This window comes from Sphingomonas sp., from assembly GCF_019746665.1.
In the GTDB taxonomy this organism is placed as follows: Bacteria; Pseudomonadota; Alphaproteobacteria; order Sphingomonadales; family Sphingomonadaceae; genus Sphingomonas.
In genome coordinates this window covers 1-15,552 of the sequence record NZ_JAIERS010000020.1, presented here as the reverse complement: position 1 = coordinate 15,552, position 15,552 = coordinate 1, and the positions used below count along the sequence as shown (strand labels likewise).

Below are 15,552 nucleotides of genomic sequence, written 5' to 3'. Positions count from 1 at the left end.
CCCCCCGATCCCCCAGTTTCTTATATGGCCGAGCTGTTTGCGCGCGCAGCTATATCGGCACATCGCGCCATGAGCGCCTCGAACGGCTCGGCGTCGTCGAAGAGCAGCCCATCCTCGACCATGCGGGCATAGTCGTCCTTCAGCGCCTTCGCGCCGTCGCCAACCGGCACGAGTTGCATGCCGCCGCTGACAGCGGCTGCATAGTCGATCGGCGTGCGGTCGGCGGTTTTCTCCGCGAAGAACATCGACTTGTGCCGGGCGACAGCGTTGGCCAGTTCGCGATCGGCGAAAGCAGCTTCCGCGAAGCCGGCTTCATCCAGCCGGACAACATCGTGCCAGTGTCGTGCAAAGCGATCGCCGCGCAGCCGCTCCTGAAGGCAGAAGACGTGGATGGCGGTCGCCTTCTCCCAGAAGGTCCGCTCCGCGTGCATGACGCGCGGCCGCGCCGTCGGGAATATCAGGCCCTCGATCAAACCCGACGCATCGCAGACAACATCGCGTAGGCTCGCCGGCTCGCCCGTCGAGCGGGCGCCGAACTCCAGCATGACGCTCGGCGCGACATAGCCGGACCCGGCCGCGGTCGCCTCAAAGTCGATGAAGAGCCTGTCATCCTCGACGCGGATGGCCGCCGCCAAACCTTCCGCGGCCAGTGCGTTCGCTATCACGGGTTGCACGGTTTCCGCGACCCATGCCGGCAACCGCCGACGGACCTCGCTGGACCAGCGCTTTTCCTCGCTCCGCGTTTTCGGCAGACCCTCGCCATTGTCCCCGACCAGATCGGGCGCAATCGCCCGAATGTCGTAGGTCAGATCCACGTCCTCCGAAAACCGGCGAATGACCTGATAGGCTTTCGACAGCGACGTGCCGCCCTTGAACACCAGATGTTCGCCAAGCGGCGCGGCGTAGAGGGTCGCCAGCGCCCACACCACCCACACATCCTTTTCGAGGAGATGGGTGGGACGGCCCGAACGGTCGGCCGCGACACCCAGTGCATCGCGCCGGTCTTCGGCCGAAAGCTGGAGAAAGACGTCAGTCATACGCCGCCTTTCCGACGCTCTGCGCGAGCCATGTCGGAAACTGCGGCGCGGCGGCGACCAGTTCGCCGAACACGCCGGGCGGCATCTTCCGCTTCAATGTCGTGAGCGCTGCCTCTGCCTTTTCCGGGCCGAGCCAGGCCAGCGCCCGCACGGCCTCCCCTGCCGGCCGGTTGGCCAGGGCCAGTTGCCAGCGCGGCGCGTGCCGCAATTCCACGACCTGCTTGCCGAGGTGCATCTTTCGACTACGCCCGGAGGTCAGATAGACCGAGCGGACGGGCACCTGCGTCGTCAAGCCAAGGGCGTTCGCCGCGGCGGCGCCGTTCGAGACAATGACCTCTCCCTTTTGGGTCGCAAGAGCCTCGACAGCCTGCTCGACCGAAGGCGTGCGCGTGCCGAATCGACTGGTGATGGGGCGCAGATAGACGCCACGACCGGCGCGGATGAGTTGCCCACGCTCCGTCAGGCGCGACAATGCCTGATCCACGGCCGCCCGGTTTCCGAGGTGCAGCAGGCTCTTGGCGGACAAAGGAGCGCCTTCGGGTAGGCCCGTCGCATGCGACAAAATCTGTTCGGTCAGCCGTGTCATCGTCTTTCTCCTGTTGGAAACATATGCGAGTTTCTGACAGTTTTCAAGGAAACCCATGAGGACGGCCGGATAAAGGGGAAAGCTTTCCCCTGCGGCCGAGCCAGGGTCTCGGCCCACCCCTTCTGCGGGGAGAGCCCCGCAACGCCCCCAGTAGAGTGAGAGTGCGGACCGGGTTTTCCGTGACGGGTTGAGGGCTGGAGAAGGGTCTCCGGCGCCCGTCGCGGAGAACCGCGATGTTCAGGAAAGACGCCAGCGCACACCCCGGCTCGGATCGGGCGAGCCTTTACGACGACATCACCGGCAAGATCATCGCCGAGTTGGAGGCGGGCCGCTTTCCCTGGGTCCAGCCCTGGGGATCGGCCTCGGTCAAGGCGCCCCTCGCCATGCCAAGGAACGCCGCGACCGGGCGGCATTATTCGGGGATCAATGTGCTGATCCTCTGGGGTGCGGTGATCCAGCACGGCTTTCCCAGCCAGAGCTGGCTCACCTTCCGCCAGGCCCTGTCACTCGGCGGCAATGTCCGCCGGGGCGAACGCGGCACCACCGTCGTCTATGCCGACCGTTTCACTCCGGAGGACGAGAAGCGCCGCGCCCGCGAGGCCGGCGAGGAAGCTGCCGCGATCCCGTTCCTCAAACGATTCACGGTGTTCAACGCGGCGCAATGCGACGGCCTCCCGGAGGATGTCGCCATCGTGGCTCCACCGCCTCCGCCCGGCCTCATCGAGCCGCAGGTCGAGGCCCTGATCCGGGCCACCAGCATCGACTTCCGCATCGGCGGGGACCGCGCTTTCTATGTCCCAGCGCTCGATTATGTGCAGGTGCCGCCGCCCCAGGCGTATTTCGAGCCGATCAACTGGCACAGGACGGCCCTGCACGAGGTATGTAACATCGCAAGTGTCCTCATTTCGAGGACAGTCGATGGCCTTTGCGCGCTGCTGTTTCCCAACCATCGTACGGCCTGCTGTGCGATTTCAGGACGGGAGTCCTGATCATGCGCAGCAAAGAACGCACCGATATATACACGCGCGTCACCAACGAGATCGTTGCCGCCATCGAGGCAGGGGCGGGCTCGTGGACAATGCCGTGGCATCACGATGGATCAGCGACCTCGCGCCCCATCAACGCCGGCACCGGCAAGGCTTACCGGGGATCCAACATTCTCAGCTTGTGGATCGCGGCGCAGGCTGCAGGCTACAGTTCCGGACGCTGGGCCAGCTATCGTCAGTGGCAAGCGCTGGGAGCCCAGGTTCGCAAGGGCGAGCAGGCCACCACGATTGTCTTCTGGAAGGTCAACGATCGCGGCGAGGATGCCGATGACCGGGATTCCGAGCAGGAGGGGCGTGGCCGCGCTCGCATGTTTGCGCGGGGGTACAGCGTTTTCAACGAGGCGCAGGTAGAGGGTTATGCTCCACCAACCATCGATCTCCTGTCCGACGATGCGCGGATGCGGAACGCCGATATCTTTTGGGGCAACCTTGGCATTGAGTGCCGGCATGGCGGCAACGAGGCGTACTATATTCCTTCGGAAGATCGCGTGCAAATGCCACCCTTCGCACAGTTCAGGGAGCCTGCCGCTTATTATGGCACGCTTTTCCATGAAGGTCTGCATGCCACAGGAGCGGCGTCCCGCTGCGACCGTGATCTGTCCGGCAGGTTCGGATCGGACAGATATGCAGCGGAGGAGGCCATCGCAGATCTGGGGGCCGCCTTGGTCATGGCAGATCTCGGTATCGCGCACCATCCACGGCCGGACCATGCGGCGTACATCGCGTCCTGGCTACGCGTGCTCAAGGCCGACGCTCGCGCGATTTTCACGCTGGCGAGCAAAGCGCAGGCGGCAGCTGACTGGATGCATACGCAGCAGCCCGAACAACTCAGCGTGGCTGCATGATGGCACCTGCGGTGGATGCCTCAGGCATTCGCCGCAGGAGCGCCGTGAGCCGATCCTCTGCGCTTCGGGCGCGGTGCAACAGCGTCAGGTTCTCGCTGGCGAGTTCGCGCCGCTCCTCGGCGTGACGCCGGGCATCGGCCCTGAGGTGCGTCAGCTCGGTCTCGAGCGTGGCGATGCGCGCTGCCAGGTCGCGTGCGGGCGTGCCTGGTCCTGCCGCAGCTTCGATCTCGTCGAGGATGTCCCGATGGCTCGTATAGAGCGGATTGCGACTGCGTCCCGCTTCGCGCGCGACCGAAGTCGGCGTGATCTTCACCACGCGTCCCGCATGGTCGGCGTGGCGCCCTTCGCCGCGCACCAGCCTCGCCAGCGCCGCCCGGTAGCTCCTTGCCGCGGATTGCCAGCGCTGCCCCTGATCATCCTTGCCCATCGTCATCTCCGATTTGCGTGAGCACCCGCTCGCATTGTCCGATCGCCTCATTGAGCACGGCCGCCGTCATCGGATTGGCCTCCGGCAACAGCGCAGCATTGCGTCTCCGGCGATCCCGCCAGTAGGCTCCGTGCTTCGCTTCGATCACCATGTTGGCGCATGAGAGGCAGACCGCCGGCGCTCGTCCGACCTCATTCGGTTGCAGTTCGCCGCCGCAGCGGGAGGTCTCCTGCTGGAACACGCACCAGCCATAGTCGCAGGCATGGATGCGAAGATCAGTCTCCTTGAGGATGAACGCAACATAGTCTCGGCGTACCTGTTCTCCCGCGCGGCCGCGGAACCGGGCGTTTCCGGCGACGATACGTTCGCCCATCTTGCCGCCGAGCCGTTTCGCGGCGAGCAGGCGATCGAGGGCGGCTGCGGTTTCGGCGCGGGCTTCGTGGTCGATGAGGCCATGCAGGTCGAAGTCGTTGCCGACGTAGCCCCGCGCGGTCATGGCAACGGAAGCATGCTTGAAGTGCTCGGCCAGGCCCAGAAGCTGGGTACGGTCGCGCCTGGCAATAAACCGGGCAAAGGTCTTACGGAACTGGTGCGTGCTGAACCTCCAGGGTTTCCCATCATGATCGGGGATGCCGACATGCCGCGCAAAGTCATTGATGCGCCAGGCGATATGCATGTGCGTCACCGGCACGATTTGGCCATACTGCGTGTTCTTCACCAGGAACAGATCGTCGCGGCCCGAGGCTTCGCGCAGCGGCGCGCTCAGCTGCTCGAGCAGCTCCACCGCGCGCACGACCGGTGCCGGGGCAACCCAGCGCTCCCTACGGCCATCGAGATCATCGACAGTCTTGAACAGCCGGGACACGACATATGCCTGATTAACGCCGGTTTCGCCGATCGGGTGATGCTCGATTGCCCCTGTTTTCATTGACAGGATTTCGCTGGACCGCATCCCGACGAAGCCCGCGATCAAGATATAGCACGCCTCGACGAGGTGGACGGCGGCGTGCCGAACTGCATAGGCGCCATCGAACCGTTCGCCCGATGGTCCGGCCAGCGATGCGAGCCTCAGCGCCGCTCTAACATGATCAGATGCCTGGCGCTTGCCGCGCCGCAGACCCTGCGCTCGCGCTTCGCGGCGGATCGTTTCGGCTGCGACGATCGTATCGCCATGCTCCTCGACCCACCGCAGGGCTTCGCTCAGGATTGCAACGGCCACGTCTTCGGGGATGAACGGTATGACGCCCTTGGTCGCCCTGGTGTGGCCGGCGGCCTCATAGGTCGTTTCCAGCGGCAGCGGATCGACCAGTGGCGCATCGTTCAGCTTTTCCCGCTGACGATAAAGGTCTTTGATCACGAGCAGATAGTTCGTGATTGTGGCAGTTGAGATATTGCCTTTGCCTCCGCCGGCGCGTGCAGGACGACTGCGCAACCATTTGCAAAGTTGTTCGACCGAAGCTGGATCGATCCCGGCAAAGCGCGAGTGTCCTTCGCATGCCATCCATTCCAGCAGCGCGCGCAGCAACATTGCTTTGTGATGGATCGACGCCGGAGACGAGCGTTTGCGCCCTGATGGAGGATGATAGTGCATCGACCAGAGGAAGTGCTTGGCGGCGCGGACAAGCTGAGCATGATCACTGTTCCCGATGCGCGTGTGCTCCGGCATGGCCAACGCCCAACTGAACCGCTTCTGATCCGCGCGGCGACCCGCAGTGCGGATATCGAGCCGCCATTCATCGTCGCCGAACCGGCTCCACGGGGAAAGCCGCGCATCCTCCCAGGATGGCGACGACTGCGTGAGTGGGTGGGGGTGCTGGTTCATTCGACTGGCGGCAGCTGTGGCAGTGACATCCTCGAAACTGCTTCGAGCATCGCCTCGCAGAACCGGGGCAGGATATCGCGCTCGAGGATTTCCAGCTTGGGTGCATAAAGCAGCCGCCAGCGTTCGGGAGCCATGGCGGCACGCGCGTCGGTGAGCGCTGCCCGCGTCGCCAGCAGGCGAACCAGCACGTCCTCGTTGAGCGGGATCACGGCATTGGGGCAGGTGAAGCATCCGAGCCAGGCCGTACACAGCTCGCCCTTGCGCTGTCCCTCGGCAGCGCCGGCAAGGGGATCGCTACAGATAAATCCGCCTGCGGTCGCGTGGCGCAGATCGGGAAGCACCTCCGTCCCGGGCGGGGACTCGACATCGCCCCGGACCATTTCCACAAACCGGGCTTGCAACCTGCCGATTGCCAGCGCTTGCGCCTTTCGGACGCGGGGCCGGTCCACATAGCGCTGTGTCGTGTCTGGAGTAGCATGGTTGGCCAGCACTTGCGTCTTCAGGATATCATGCCCGAGCCGCTCGTGCGCTAGTGTGAGCCCCGATGCGCGCAGCGCCGCCAGCGTCAGTTTGAGCGGCTTGCCATCGTCGCCCAGCAGGCCATGGCGCTCCACAAACCGCCGGGTAAGTTTCGTGGCCAGATAGCCGGGGATCACACCGACTCTGCGAGACCCGTGTATCATCCCGGTGAGGAAGAGATAACTCTGGTCGCGGCGTGGCGTATGCGACACCAGCCTTTCGGTCATAGCCAGAACCTGATCGATCAGCACGGGCACCGAGGAGCTTTTGTCGCGCAGGAAGCTGCGGCGCTGTTCACGTCCCGCGCGCCCCTTGCGCCAACTGACCAGAACCCTGCCTTCGAGCAGCAGATGCTCGCTCAGGCAGTCGCGCCGCATCAGCCTGAGGGCCTCGGCATTTGCAAAGGTTTGCGCGCCGATGGCGATCATATAGGCAACGATCGTATCCGGCAGCGCAAACAGCCGCCCCGCGATTTCGCCCATGCCACCATGGCGGATCATGGCGAAGTGGAGATGCGAGAGGCCCGCGCCCTTTCTCAACATGTCGCCGACTTTGGGTGGCACGCCGCCGAACCGACCGTCGATCACCGCGAGCATGACCCCGATATCGTCGAGATCGAGCTTGGCGAGGTCGGGTTCGGAGACAATGGCCTTGCGATCGACCCGAGCCAGCGCAGCGCGGCCTTCCTCGAACAGTGCCCAGGCTGTTTCGATGTCCCGATGGGCCGCCGTGAGCACGCGTTCCATTTCATCGCGGCTCAGTGCCTCACGCTGGCGCGCTTCCGCATTCTTGCGGGGGAACGGATTGAACGGGATTTCGAGTTCGGGGTGAACCAGGTCGGGCCGGTTGCGCTTGAGCCAGGCCATGTGCTGCTTGATGATCGACCAGACAGTATACCGTGACCCCTTGCTCCAGGGCCTCGTGCCGAGCCAAACGATAAACGCATTGAGAATGCCGCTATCGACGTCGCGCGTGGCTAAGATGGCGGAATCGTATTCGGCAAGGAACGCAAACCAGAACTTCAAAGTACGGAACGCTGAGCCTCTGTTGGCCGGTTGTTTGGCAGCATAGTGATGCCGGAACGCGAGCGCCCACTCGGCAGCCATCGTCGGCCGATCGAAGATCGAGAAGTCGAACGCGCATTCGAGCTGGCCGTCGGCATCTACGACATTGACCAGCAATGCGCCCGGATTGCCGATCAGCGGCTTCGGCGATGGCTCGACCCGGTAGTCCTTTTGCCGACGCGGCATTACAGCAGCGCCGCATAGAGATCGTCGACCGAGGTCTCGATTGCCGAGAGGTCGGTTTCGACAACGCGCAGGTATACCGCGGTGGTTGCCAGATCGGCGTGGCCGAGCAGCACCTGCAACGCGAGCAAGGGATTGAGTTCGGGATTGGCCCGGGCTTCGCGTTGCAGGAACCGCAGCATGGCGGCGGCGAAGGTATGTCGCAGCGCATGGAACGTCGCCGTCACACCCGCTGCCTCGGCGGCAGCCGTGAACATCGCGCCAACCCTGCGCGGTTTCATGGGCTGCCCCCGACAAGTCAGGAACAGAGCCTCGGGATCGCGATCTGCCCGTTTTGTCGCCGCACGACGGACGAGGACCGCCCGCTCTTCCCGCACATAGGCACGGGTACGATCGACCAGCGGGGCCGGTGGATATATTATTCGCGACCGCCCACCCTTGGTTTCGTCGATCTGCACTGGCACCATCGGTTCACTGCCGGCCCCTTTCAGATGACGCACGGTCAGGCCCGCCACTTCCATCCGACGGATTCCCGTAGTCACTGCCCATTCAACGATCAGTCTGTCGCGTGCCGGCATTGCGGCCATGATGCGCCGGATCGCTTCCGGCGCGAGCGGGCGCGGCAACATCGGCATATGCCGCACGGTAAGCTCGTTGGCCCGGATTCGACCGCCGGTGGCATCGACATGGGCCAGGAACGCCTGCGGGCGACTGCGCGACAACGCGATTTCCTGGCTTGCGAACGGGACCTGCTTCATCAGTCCGGTCGCCACGCTCCAGCGGTAGAAACGCCCTATGGTCCTGAGCCGCCCGTTGATTGTACTGCGTGCCAGCGGTCTGCCGCTGTCGCCACGGGGCCGGAGCATCTGATCGCGATAGGCGGCCAGTTCGCCAGGACCGACCTCGTCCCAGGCCCAGCCATTGGCCTCTAGCGTCTGCCACCAGTCGTAGAGAGCTTCAGCGTAGGTTCGCCAGGTCTGCGGGCTGCGGGTCCTGCCGCGCACCAAAGCAACGTGCATCAGCCATGCGCAGGCCGGTTCGACGAGCCGCATCCGGGCGTCGAGCAGCATCGGGACATTCTCCACCGATGATCCGTCGGGCCGGAATGCAGGCGTCGAGAACAACAGCTGCGCCATACCCACTCCCAAGATTGCAACCGGACAGGAAGGGCCCTCGGGCCCTCCCTGTCCGGCAGAGAAGAGGGGGCTCGGATCATGTGTCCTGCTTGATTGGCAGAAGAGGACAGAAAGGACACGTTATGGATGGGACCTACCACGAGTTGGGGCACGCCACAGGCCACCCCTCGCGCCTGAACCGCGATTTCTCGGGTTCCTTCGGCTCGAAGAAATACGCCTTCGAGGAGCTGGTCGCCGAGATCAACGCGGCCTTCTGCTGCGCCGCGCTCGGCATCACACCCACCGTCCGCCATGCCGACTATATCGGCTCCTGGCTCGAGGTGCTGCGCGAGGACAATCGCGCCATCGTGCACGCCGCTTCCCAGGCCAGCAAGGCGGCCGACTGGCTGCTCGGGTTCCTGCCGGGCGCCGATGTCGATGCGGCCGACGACGAACGGCAAGCGGCGTAACGAGCCTGAAAACCGGAAAGGCGGAGAAGCGGGCTTCCGGCTTTACGCCTTTCCGCCCGCCTGGCGCTGCCCTCCGAGAGTGAGAGGGCGGCGCTTCGCTTCGTGACGGGTTGGAGGTCGAGAGAGAGGCTCCCGGCCGCCCGTCGCGGAGTAACGAACATGGCGACTGCCATTCAGAAGATCATCCTATCGTCGGCGCGCGACATCCCCTTCAACAAGCTGGTGCTGAGCCAGTCCAATGTCCGGCGCGTCAAGGCCGGCGTCTCGATCGAGGAGCTGGCCGAGTCCATCGCCCGGCGCGGTCTCATCCAGAGCCTCCATGTCCGTCCCGTCCTCGACGCCGATGGCGCCGAAAGCGGCATGTTCGAAGTGCCCGCCGGCGGCCGCCGCTATCGGGCGCTCGAACTGCTCGCGAAGCAGAAGCGCCTGGCCAAGACCGCGCCGGTGCCCTGCGTCGTCGGCGACGCCAACAGCGACATCCTGGTCGACGAGGTCTCGCTGGTCGAGAACATGGAGCGCGCACCGCTGCATCCACTCGACCAGTTCCGCGCCTTCCAAGCCATGCGCGACAAGGGCATGACCGAGGAAGCCATCGCCGCCGCCTTCTTCGTCGGCGTCAATGTCGTGAAGCAGCGCCTGCGCCTCGCATCCGTCTCGCCGACTTTGCTCGAGATCTATGCCGAGGATGGCATGACGCTCGAACAGCTCATGGCCTTCACCGTCAGCGCCGACCATGCCCGTCAGGAACAGGTCTGGGAGGCAGTCAAGGATAGCTGGCAGAAGGAGCCCTATCAGATCCGTCGGATGCTGACCGAGACCTCGGTACGCGCCTCCGACAAAAGGGCCGTCTTCATCGGCGTCGAGGCTTATGAGGCGGCCGGCGGCATCGTGCTGCGCGACCTGTTCCAGTCGGACGATGGAGGCTGGCTGCAAGATCCGGCCCTGCTCGACAGCATGGTGGCCGACAAGCTGAAGACCACCGCCGACGAGATCGCGAGCGAAGGCTGGAAATGGGTCGAGGCCGCCTTGAGCTTTCCCTACGGCCACCAGCATGGGCTTCGCGAACTGGCTGGCGTCACGGTCGACCTGACCGAGGAGGAGAGCGCCACCCGCGAAGCGCTGCGCGACGAATACGACCGGCTCGAAGCCGAATATGCCGAAGCCGACGAGCTCCCGGACGAGATCGACGCACGTCTCGGCGAGATCGAACAGGCCCTCGACGCCTTCGAGCAGCGCCCAACGATCTACGATCCGGCCGCCATCGCCGTCGCCGGCGTCTTCATCAGCCTCGACGCCGACGGCTCGCTGTCGGTGGATCGCGGCTATGTCCGTCCCGAGGATGAACGTCCCGTCGAGACCGAACGCAGCGATGCGCCGGAGGTTGACGGTGAAGCTGGCCAGCAGGCCGCGCCCGCCGTTCAACGCGCCGTCATCACCATCGGCGGCCAGCCCGCGGAACCGGAGGACGATGAGGAGGACGGCATCAAGCCGTTGCCCGAGCGCCTCGTCATCGAGCTGACCGCACATCGCACCTTGGCGCTGCGCAACGCGGTTGCGGAACATCCCGACGTCGCCATGACCATGCTGCTGCACAAGCTGGTCAGCGACACCTTCCGGCGCACCGCACCGGCCGGCTGCCTCGAGGCCCGCGTCAATCATATCTCCTTCTCGGCACAGTCCGAGGAGTTGAAGGACAGCCCGCCCGCGCGTGAGGTCGCCGAGCGACAGGAGCGCTGGGGCGATCACGTTCCCGACGACGACCAGGCCCTGTGGGACTGGCTCTCCCTGCTCGACCCCGGCACGCGCCTCGATCTGCTCGCCCATTGCGTCAGCTACGGCGTGAACGCCCTGTTCGAGCGGCCCAATCCCTACAGCGGATCGGGCGTCAGCCAGCATGGGCTGGACGTGCGCCTCTCGCAGGCCGACCGGCTGGCGCGAGCCACCGGCCTCGACATGGTGGCGGCGGGCTGGAGGCCGACGGTCGGCAACTATCTCGGCCGCGTCACCAAGCCCCGCATCCTCGAAGCCGTGCGCGAAGGCGCGGGCGAGCGGGCTGCCCAGCTCATCGACCATCTGAAGAAGGGTGACATGGCCAAGGAGGCCGAGCGCCTGCTGGCCGACACCGGCTGGCTGCCGGAGCCGCTGCGCCTGGTCGACCTCGATGACGGGCAGACCATCGAACCGGGCACGGAGGCAGACGCCGGAGACGATGCCGCTTTGCCGGACTTCCTCAGCAAGGATGGCGACGACGAGGAAGCCGACGAGATCGAGGACGACGACGCCCTGACGATCGCGGCCGAATGACCATCACGGCGGGGAAGCGGCTTGAGGTCGCTTCCCCGTATCCTCGCAAGGAGACCTTCCATGATTGAACCCGACCCGTCGGCCACGCGCCGCGTCGTCTTCCAGTATCTCGTGCCCGTTCACGTCGAGGTCGAAGACGGCCTCGTCGTTTGCATCACCATCATCGACGAGACGCCGGTGCGCGATCCGTCCTTGGTCGAAGGCGATGCCGGCTACCTGCCGGAAGCCGTCGCCGCCGCCGACGACGGCCAGCCCTGGCCGTCCTGGCGGTTCGGCTACTGACCGGTCTTCGATCATCCCTCAACCCAACTGAGCCCGGCCATCGCGCCGGGCTTTCTCGTTTCAGGAGCCTGTCATGGCCGACTATTTCACCCATTTCTCGTGCCTGCTCAACGTCGGCACGCCCGAGAACGCCGCCCGAGCGCTCGATCTCTACAACCGCCTGTCCGAGGACGGCGCATCGGAGGAACCACCCTCCGAAGGCTTCCTCCTTTCGATCCAACCGGAGCATGGCGGCAGCCAACTCTGGATGCGCGACGACGTGACCGGCGATCCCGAACGCCTCATCCACTTCGTGAACCGCTGCGCCGCCGCGTTCGGCCTCAAAGGCAGATGGGGATTCCAATACGCCAACATCTGCTCGAAGCCCCGGCTCGATGGCTTCGGCGGCGGTGCGCATGTCCTCGACCTCGCCACCGGCGAGACCGTGGACTGGATCTACACCGATGGCTGGCTCGATCAGACCATCTCCGGCGAGGGAGGACCGCTATGAGCATTCCCTCTTACGCCAGGACCAATTTCCAGACCCTGCTGCGCGCGGCGGGCGACGGCAATCTCGCCCTCATGGAATGCCTCGACGCGGTGACTGGCAGCTCGCGCTACGTCATCTGCGCCGTGGGTCGGGACGACGGCGATTACGTCTTCACGCCCTTCGGCCATCTCGCCCACGGCAATCCCTACGACGCCTATCTGCCGCCCGATCCCGGCGATCCCGAAGGCTTCGTGCGCCCCGACGCGGGAGAGGCGCCATGACCGACATCGACGCCATCTTCGCGGCGGATCGCCAGCATCCGCCGCGCGAACGGTCTCTGCCCTGGCCGGAAACCAGGGACGGCATCACCGTCGTCATCGAGCCCAAGCCGCACTGGGCCAACGACATGCGGGCCTTCCGATCCGAGGCTCGCGAATATTGCGCCTATGCCGATTGGGCCAAGAACGGCGCCCGCGCCAGGTTTTTCGGCCACATCGACACCTGCGGCGATGACCTCATCCGCAAGGCCCGCGCGCTCGTCGCCTGCGAGATCGCGGACGGACACTGGAGCTGATCCCCGGAAAAGCGCCCCACCTCACGGTCGGGCGCTTTTTCCATGCCGGCGTCCCGAGAGTGAGAGGGCGGCCGGAACGGGTTTGAGCCGGTGCGGTCGAGAGAGAGCGCCGCGCGGCTCGTCCGTTCCCGCTCTCCCGAGGCTCACATCATGACCCTGATTTCCGCATCCGCGGCGGCGTCCGCCGCCGCGCAGCTTCCACGCGGCCCCAATCGCGAACCCGCCGCTGCCATCTTCACGGCCGCTGGTCTGCTGCTGCCCCATCTCGAATGCGGCAAGCGCGTCGACGCTGCTGCCCTGCGCGCAGCGATGGAGACCGCCTTCGGCGCATCCGATTCCACCGGCGCTTGGGACTGGAAGACCGCCTATGAAGCCTGCGAGGCCGCGACCGTCCTGTTCCTGCGCAAATACGGAAAGGCGCTTTTCCGCAAAGCCGGGACTCCGGCTGCGCGGCTGTCCGCGTTGACGAAGATCGCCAGCCTCCTGCCGACGCATACACGCCGTTCGGCCGAGAGCCAGACCTTCCAGCAGTTCTCGACGCCGATCCCGCTCGGCCTGGTCGCGGCCCACGCCGCTGCCATCACGCCGGCCGACCGGGTGCTGGAGCCTTCCGCCGGCACCGGCCTTCTCGCCATTCTCGCTGAGATCGCCGGCGGTGTGCTCGTGCTCAACGAGCTCGCCGAAACCCGCGCCGGGCTGCTGGACCTCCTCTTCCCGGTTCTTCCCGTCACCCGCTTCGACGCGGCGCAGATCGACGATCACCTCGATCCCGCCGTCACGCCCAGCGTCGTGCTGATGAACCCGCCATTCTCGGCGATGGCCAATGTCGAAGGCCGCATAGCCGACACCACATATCGCCATGTCGCCTCGGCTCTGGCGCGTCTCGCTCCCGGCGGCCGGCTCGTCACGATCACCGGCGCCAGCTTCGCGCCCGACAATCTGGCCTGGCGGGACGCCTTCATTCGCCTGCAGGAGCGCGGGCGCATCGTCTTCTCCGCCGCCATCGACGGCGCGGTCTATGCCAAACACGGCACGACGTTTCCGACGCGGCTGACCGTTATCGACAAGCGGCCCGCCGACGATCCGGCCGTGTTCCCGGCCGCACCCGGCGTTGCCTCGAACGCCGCCACGCTGCTGGGCTGGCTCGACGATCATCTGCCGACGCGGCTCGCCGTCGATCCCTCCCTCACGGTCCCGACTGTCGCGGCTTCCGCCCCTCGCAGCGTGCGCGGCGGCTATATCAACCGCACCGCCAAGGCCGTCCCTGCGGCCGTGCCGATGGCCGAGCCGGAGGGCCTGCCGCTCGCCTACGAGACCCAGGACGGCCTAGCGGTCGAAGACGGCCGTTTGTCCGACGGCATCTATGAAGAATACGGTTTGCAGGCGATCCGTATTGCCGGCTCTCATGCGCACCCCACCAGGCTGGTGCAATCGGCGGCGATGGCTTCGGTCGCCCCGCCCAGACCGAGCTATCGGCCGCACCTCCCGGTCAATATCCACGAGCTGCTGTCCGACGCGCAGCTCGAGACCGTCATTTATGCCGGCGAGGCTCACTCTGATCATCTTGCCGGATCGTGGACGGTGGACGCCACCTTCGATGTCGTCACCGCCGCGCGCGAGGATGCGACGAACGCCGCGCGCTTCCGGCGCGGCTTCATGATCGGTGACGGCACCGGCGTCGGCAAAGGGCGTCAGTCCGCCGCGATCATTCTCGACAACTGGCTCCAGGGCCGCCGCAAGGCGGTGTGGATCAGCAAGTCCGACAAGCTGATCGAGGACGCGCAGCGCGACTGGTCGGCGCTCGGCATGGAGCGCCTGCTGGTAACGCCGCTGTCGCGCTTCCCGCAGGGGCGGCCGATCACGCTGCCGGAAGGCGTCCTGTTTACGACCTATGCCACGCTACGCTCCGACGACCGTGGCGAGAAGGTTTCGCGCGTCCGACAGATGGTCGAATGGTTGGGCTCAGACTTCGACGGAGTCCTCATTTTCGACGAGGCGCACGCGATGCAGAACGCCGGTGGCGGCAAGGGAGAACGCGGCGACGTCGCCGCCTCGCAGCAGGGCCGCGCCGGCCTGCGCCTTCAGCACGCGGTGCCGAACGCCCGCGTCGTCTATGTCTCGGCGACCGGCGCCACGACGGTCCACAACCTCGCCTACGCCCAGCGGCTCGGCCTGTGGGGCGGCGGGGATTTTCCGTTCAGCACTCGCGCCGAGTTCGTCGAGGCGATCGAGGCCGGCGGCGTCGCGGCGATGGAGGTGCTAGCCCGCGACCTGCGCGCGCTCGGCCTCTACACCGCCCGCTCGCTCTCTTTCGACGGCGTGGAATACGAACTGGTCGAGCACGCGCTGACCCTTGAGCAGACCCGCATCTACGATGCCTATGCCGGGGCCTTCGCCATCATCCATAACCACCTCGACGCGGCGATGGAGGCCGCCAATATCACCGGCGCGTCCGGCACGCTCAACCGGCAGGCGAAGTCCGCCGCCCGCTCGGCCTTCGAGAGCGCCAAGCAGCGCTTCTTCGGCCATCTGCTCACCAGCATGAAGACGCCGACCCTGATCCGGTCGATCACCAGCGACCTGGAAGCCGGCCACGTCGCCGTCATTCAGATCGTCTCCACGGGCGAGGCGTTGATGGAGCGCCGCCTGACCGAGCTGCCGACCGAGGAATGGAACGACGTTCGCGTCGACATCACGCCGAGGGAATATGTCTAATGTTGAGCTCAACATTAAACATATTCTTTGCAGTCGCAGTTTATGTCGAGCGTGGTGGCGGGAGGCGCAGGTTTCCTTCGGTTTTCCATGATTT

The 15,552-nt window shown here is 65.6% G+C and carries 13 protein-coding genes and 2 pseudogenes; 9 read left to right on the top strand and 6 right to left on the bottom strand.

Annotated elements, in window-relative coordinates; translation table 11 throughout:
- Positions 1 to 20: 20 nt before the first annotated feature.
- Both K2X73_RS12420 and K2X73_RS12415 read right to left on the bottom strand, forming a co-directional pair.
- Complete coding sequence (locus tag K2X73_RS12420) at positions 21 to 1,037, bottom strand: nucleotidyl transferase AbiEii/AbiGii toxin family protein (protein WP_294111324.1); 1,017 nt, start codon at positions 1,035 to 1,037, stop codon at positions 21 to 23.
- Positions 1,030 to 1,623 (bottom strand): DUF6088 family protein, encoded by a 594-nt coding sequence (locus K2X73_RS12415; RefSeq protein ID WP_294111323.1) that lies wholly within the window; start codon positions 1,621 to 1,623, stop codon positions 1,030 to 1,032. Before K2X73_RS12415 ends, K2X73_RS12420 begins: the two co-directional genes overlap by 8 nt.
- A 233-nt stretch (positions 1,624 to 1,856) precedes the next feature.
- Here K2X73_RS12415 and K2X73_RS12410 point away from each other — a divergent pair.
- Positions 1,857 to 2,504 (top strand): annotated as a pseudogene (locus K2X73_RS12410) (ArdC-like ssDNA-binding domain-containing protein); the annotation flags it as partial.
- Positions 2,505 to 2,614: 110 nt separating this feature from the next.
- Positions 2,615 to 3,514, top strand: a complete 900-nt coding sequence (locus K2X73_RS12405) for a zincin-like metallopeptidase domain-containing protein (protein ID WP_039338227.1) — start codon at positions 2,615 to 2,617, stop codon at positions 3,512 to 3,514.
- On the opposite strand, the gene K2X73_RS12400 is transcribed toward K2X73_RS12405, so the two are convergent.
- Genes K2X73_RS12400 through K2X73_RS12385 form a run of 4 tightly spaced genes read right to left on the bottom strand, consistent with a single transcriptional unit; the run spans position 3,498 to position 8,665 of the window.
- On the bottom strand, positions 3,498 to 3,941 hold the full coding sequence (locus K2X73_RS12400; protein ID WP_066117763.1) for a hypothetical protein: 444 nt from the start codon (positions 3,939 to 3,941) through the stop codon (positions 3,498 to 3,500). The two genes, K2X73_RS12405 and K2X73_RS12400, sit on opposite strands and share 17 nt — an antisense overlap.
- A complete protein-coding gene (locus K2X73_RS12395) occupies positions 3,928 to 5,763 on the bottom strand; it encodes a hypothetical protein (RefSeq protein ID WP_039338224.1) in 1,836 nt (611 codons plus the stop codon). The genes K2X73_RS12400 and K2X73_RS12395 overlap by 14 nt, the downstream gene beginning before the upstream one ends.
- Complete coding sequence (locus tag K2X73_RS12390; RefSeq protein ID WP_039338044.1) at positions 5,760 to 7,532, bottom strand: site-specific integrase; 1,773 nt, start codon at positions 7,530 to 7,532, stop codon at positions 5,760 to 5,762. The genes K2X73_RS12395 and K2X73_RS12390 overlap by 4 nt, the downstream gene beginning before the upstream one ends.
- Complete coding sequence (locus K2X73_RS12385; protein WP_039338042.1) at positions 7,532 to 8,665, bottom strand: tyrosine-type recombinase/integrase; 1,134 nt, start codon at positions 8,663 to 8,665, stop codon at positions 7,532 to 7,534. The genes K2X73_RS12390 and K2X73_RS12385 overlap by 1 nt, the downstream gene beginning before the upstream one ends.
- 137 nt (positions 8,666 to 8,802) lie before the next feature.
- Between K2X73_RS12385 and K2X73_RS12380 the strand changes: the two are divergent.
- From K2X73_RS12380 to K2X73_RS12350, 7 genes and pseudogenes are all read left to right on the top strand, one after another.
- Positions 8,803 to 9,114: pseudogene (locus K2X73_RS12380) on the top strand (zincin-like metallopeptidase domain-containing protein); the annotation flags it as partial.
- Between the two features lie 159 nt (positions 9,115 to 9,273).
- The gene (locus K2X73_RS12375; RefSeq protein ID WP_294111310.1) at positions 9,274 to 11,418 is read left to right on the top strand and encodes a ParB/RepB/Spo0J family partition protein; all 2,145 of its coding nucleotides are present in this window, start codon (positions 9,274 to 9,276) and stop codon (positions 11,416 to 11,418) included.
- A gap of 60 nt (positions 11,419 to 11,478) precedes the next feature.
- On the top strand, positions 11,479 to 11,700 hold the full coding sequence (locus K2X73_RS12370; protein WP_294111308.1) for a hypothetical protein: 222 nt from the start codon (positions 11,479 to 11,481) through the stop codon (positions 11,698 to 11,700).
- Between the two features lie 73 nt (positions 11,701 to 11,773).
- Positions 11,774 to 12,190, top strand: a complete 417-nt coding sequence (locus K2X73_RS12365; protein ID WP_294111307.1) for a hypothetical protein — start codon at positions 11,774 to 11,776, stop codon at positions 12,188 to 12,190.
- Positions 12,187 to 12,450, top strand: a complete 264-nt coding sequence (locus K2X73_RS12360; RefSeq protein WP_066547185.1) for a DUF6117 family protein — start codon at positions 12,187 to 12,189, stop codon at positions 12,448 to 12,450. Before K2X73_RS12365 ends, K2X73_RS12360 begins: the two co-directional genes overlap by 4 nt.
- Entirely contained in the window at positions 12,447 to 12,743 is a 297-nt protein-coding gene (locus K2X73_RS12355) for a hypothetical protein (protein ID WP_294111302.1), read from the top strand. The genes K2X73_RS12360 and K2X73_RS12355 overlap by 4 nt, the downstream gene beginning before the upstream one ends.
- Positions 12,744 to 12,893: 150 nt before the next feature.
- The gene (locus tag K2X73_RS12350) at positions 12,894 to 15,458 is read left to right on the top strand and encodes a strawberry notch family protein (protein WP_294111300.1); all 2,565 of its coding nucleotides are present in this window, start codon (positions 12,894 to 12,896) and stop codon (positions 15,456 to 15,458) included.
- The last annotated feature ends 94 nt before the right edge of the window (positions 15,459 to 15,552 follow it).

Excerpts from the sequence above, each read along its gene's own strand:
- K2X73_RS12420 (WP_294111324.1), bottom strand. The coding sequence starts at position 1,037 with ATGACTGACGTCTTTCTCCAGCTTTCGGCCGAAGACCGGCGCGATGCA.
- K2X73_RS12415 (WP_294111323.1), bottom strand. The coding sequence starts at position 1,623 with ATGACACGGCTGACCGAACAGATTTTGTCGCATGCGACGGGCCTACCC.
- K2X73_RS12405 (WP_039338227.1), top strand. The coding sequence starts at position 2,615 with ATGCGCAGCAAAGAACGCACCGATATATACACGCGCGTCACCAACGAG.
- K2X73_RS12400 (WP_066117763.1), bottom strand. The coding sequence starts at position 3,941 with ATGGGCAAGGATGATCAGGGGCAGCGCTGGCAATCCGCGGCAAGGAGC.
- K2X73_RS12395 (WP_039338224.1), bottom strand. The coding sequence starts at position 5,763 with ATGAACCAGCACCCCCACCCACTCACGCAGTCGTCGCCATCCTGGGAG.
- K2X73_RS12390 (WP_039338044.1), bottom strand. The coding sequence starts at position 7,532 with ATGCCGCGTCGGCAAAAGGACTACCGGGTCGAGCCATCGCCGAAGCCG.
- K2X73_RS12385 (WP_039338042.1), bottom strand. The coding sequence starts at position 8,665 with ATGGCGCAGCTGTTGTTCTCGACGCCTGCATTCCGGCCCGACGGATCA.
- K2X73_RS12375 (WP_294111310.1), top strand. The coding sequence starts at position 9,274 with ATGGCGACTGCCATTCAGAAGATCATCCTATCGTCGGCGCGCGACATC.
- K2X73_RS12370 (WP_294111308.1), top strand. The coding sequence starts at position 11,479 with ATGATTGAACCCGACCCGTCGGCCACGCGCCGCGTCGTCTTCCAGTAT.
- K2X73_RS12365 (WP_294111307.1), top strand. The coding sequence starts at position 11,774 with ATGGCCGACTATTTCACCCATTTCTCGTGCCTGCTCAACGTCGGCACG.
- K2X73_RS12360 (WP_066547185.1), top strand. The coding sequence starts at position 12,187 with ATGAGCATTCCCTCTTACGCCAGGACCAATTTCCAGACCCTGCTGCGC.
- K2X73_RS12355 (WP_294111302.1), top strand. The coding sequence starts at position 12,447 with ATGACCGACATCGACGCCATCTTCGCGGCGGATCGCCAGCATCCGCCG.
- K2X73_RS12350 (WP_294111300.1), top strand. The coding sequence starts at position 12,894 with ATGACCCTGATTTCCGCATCCGCGGCGGCGTCCGCCGCCGCGCAGCTT.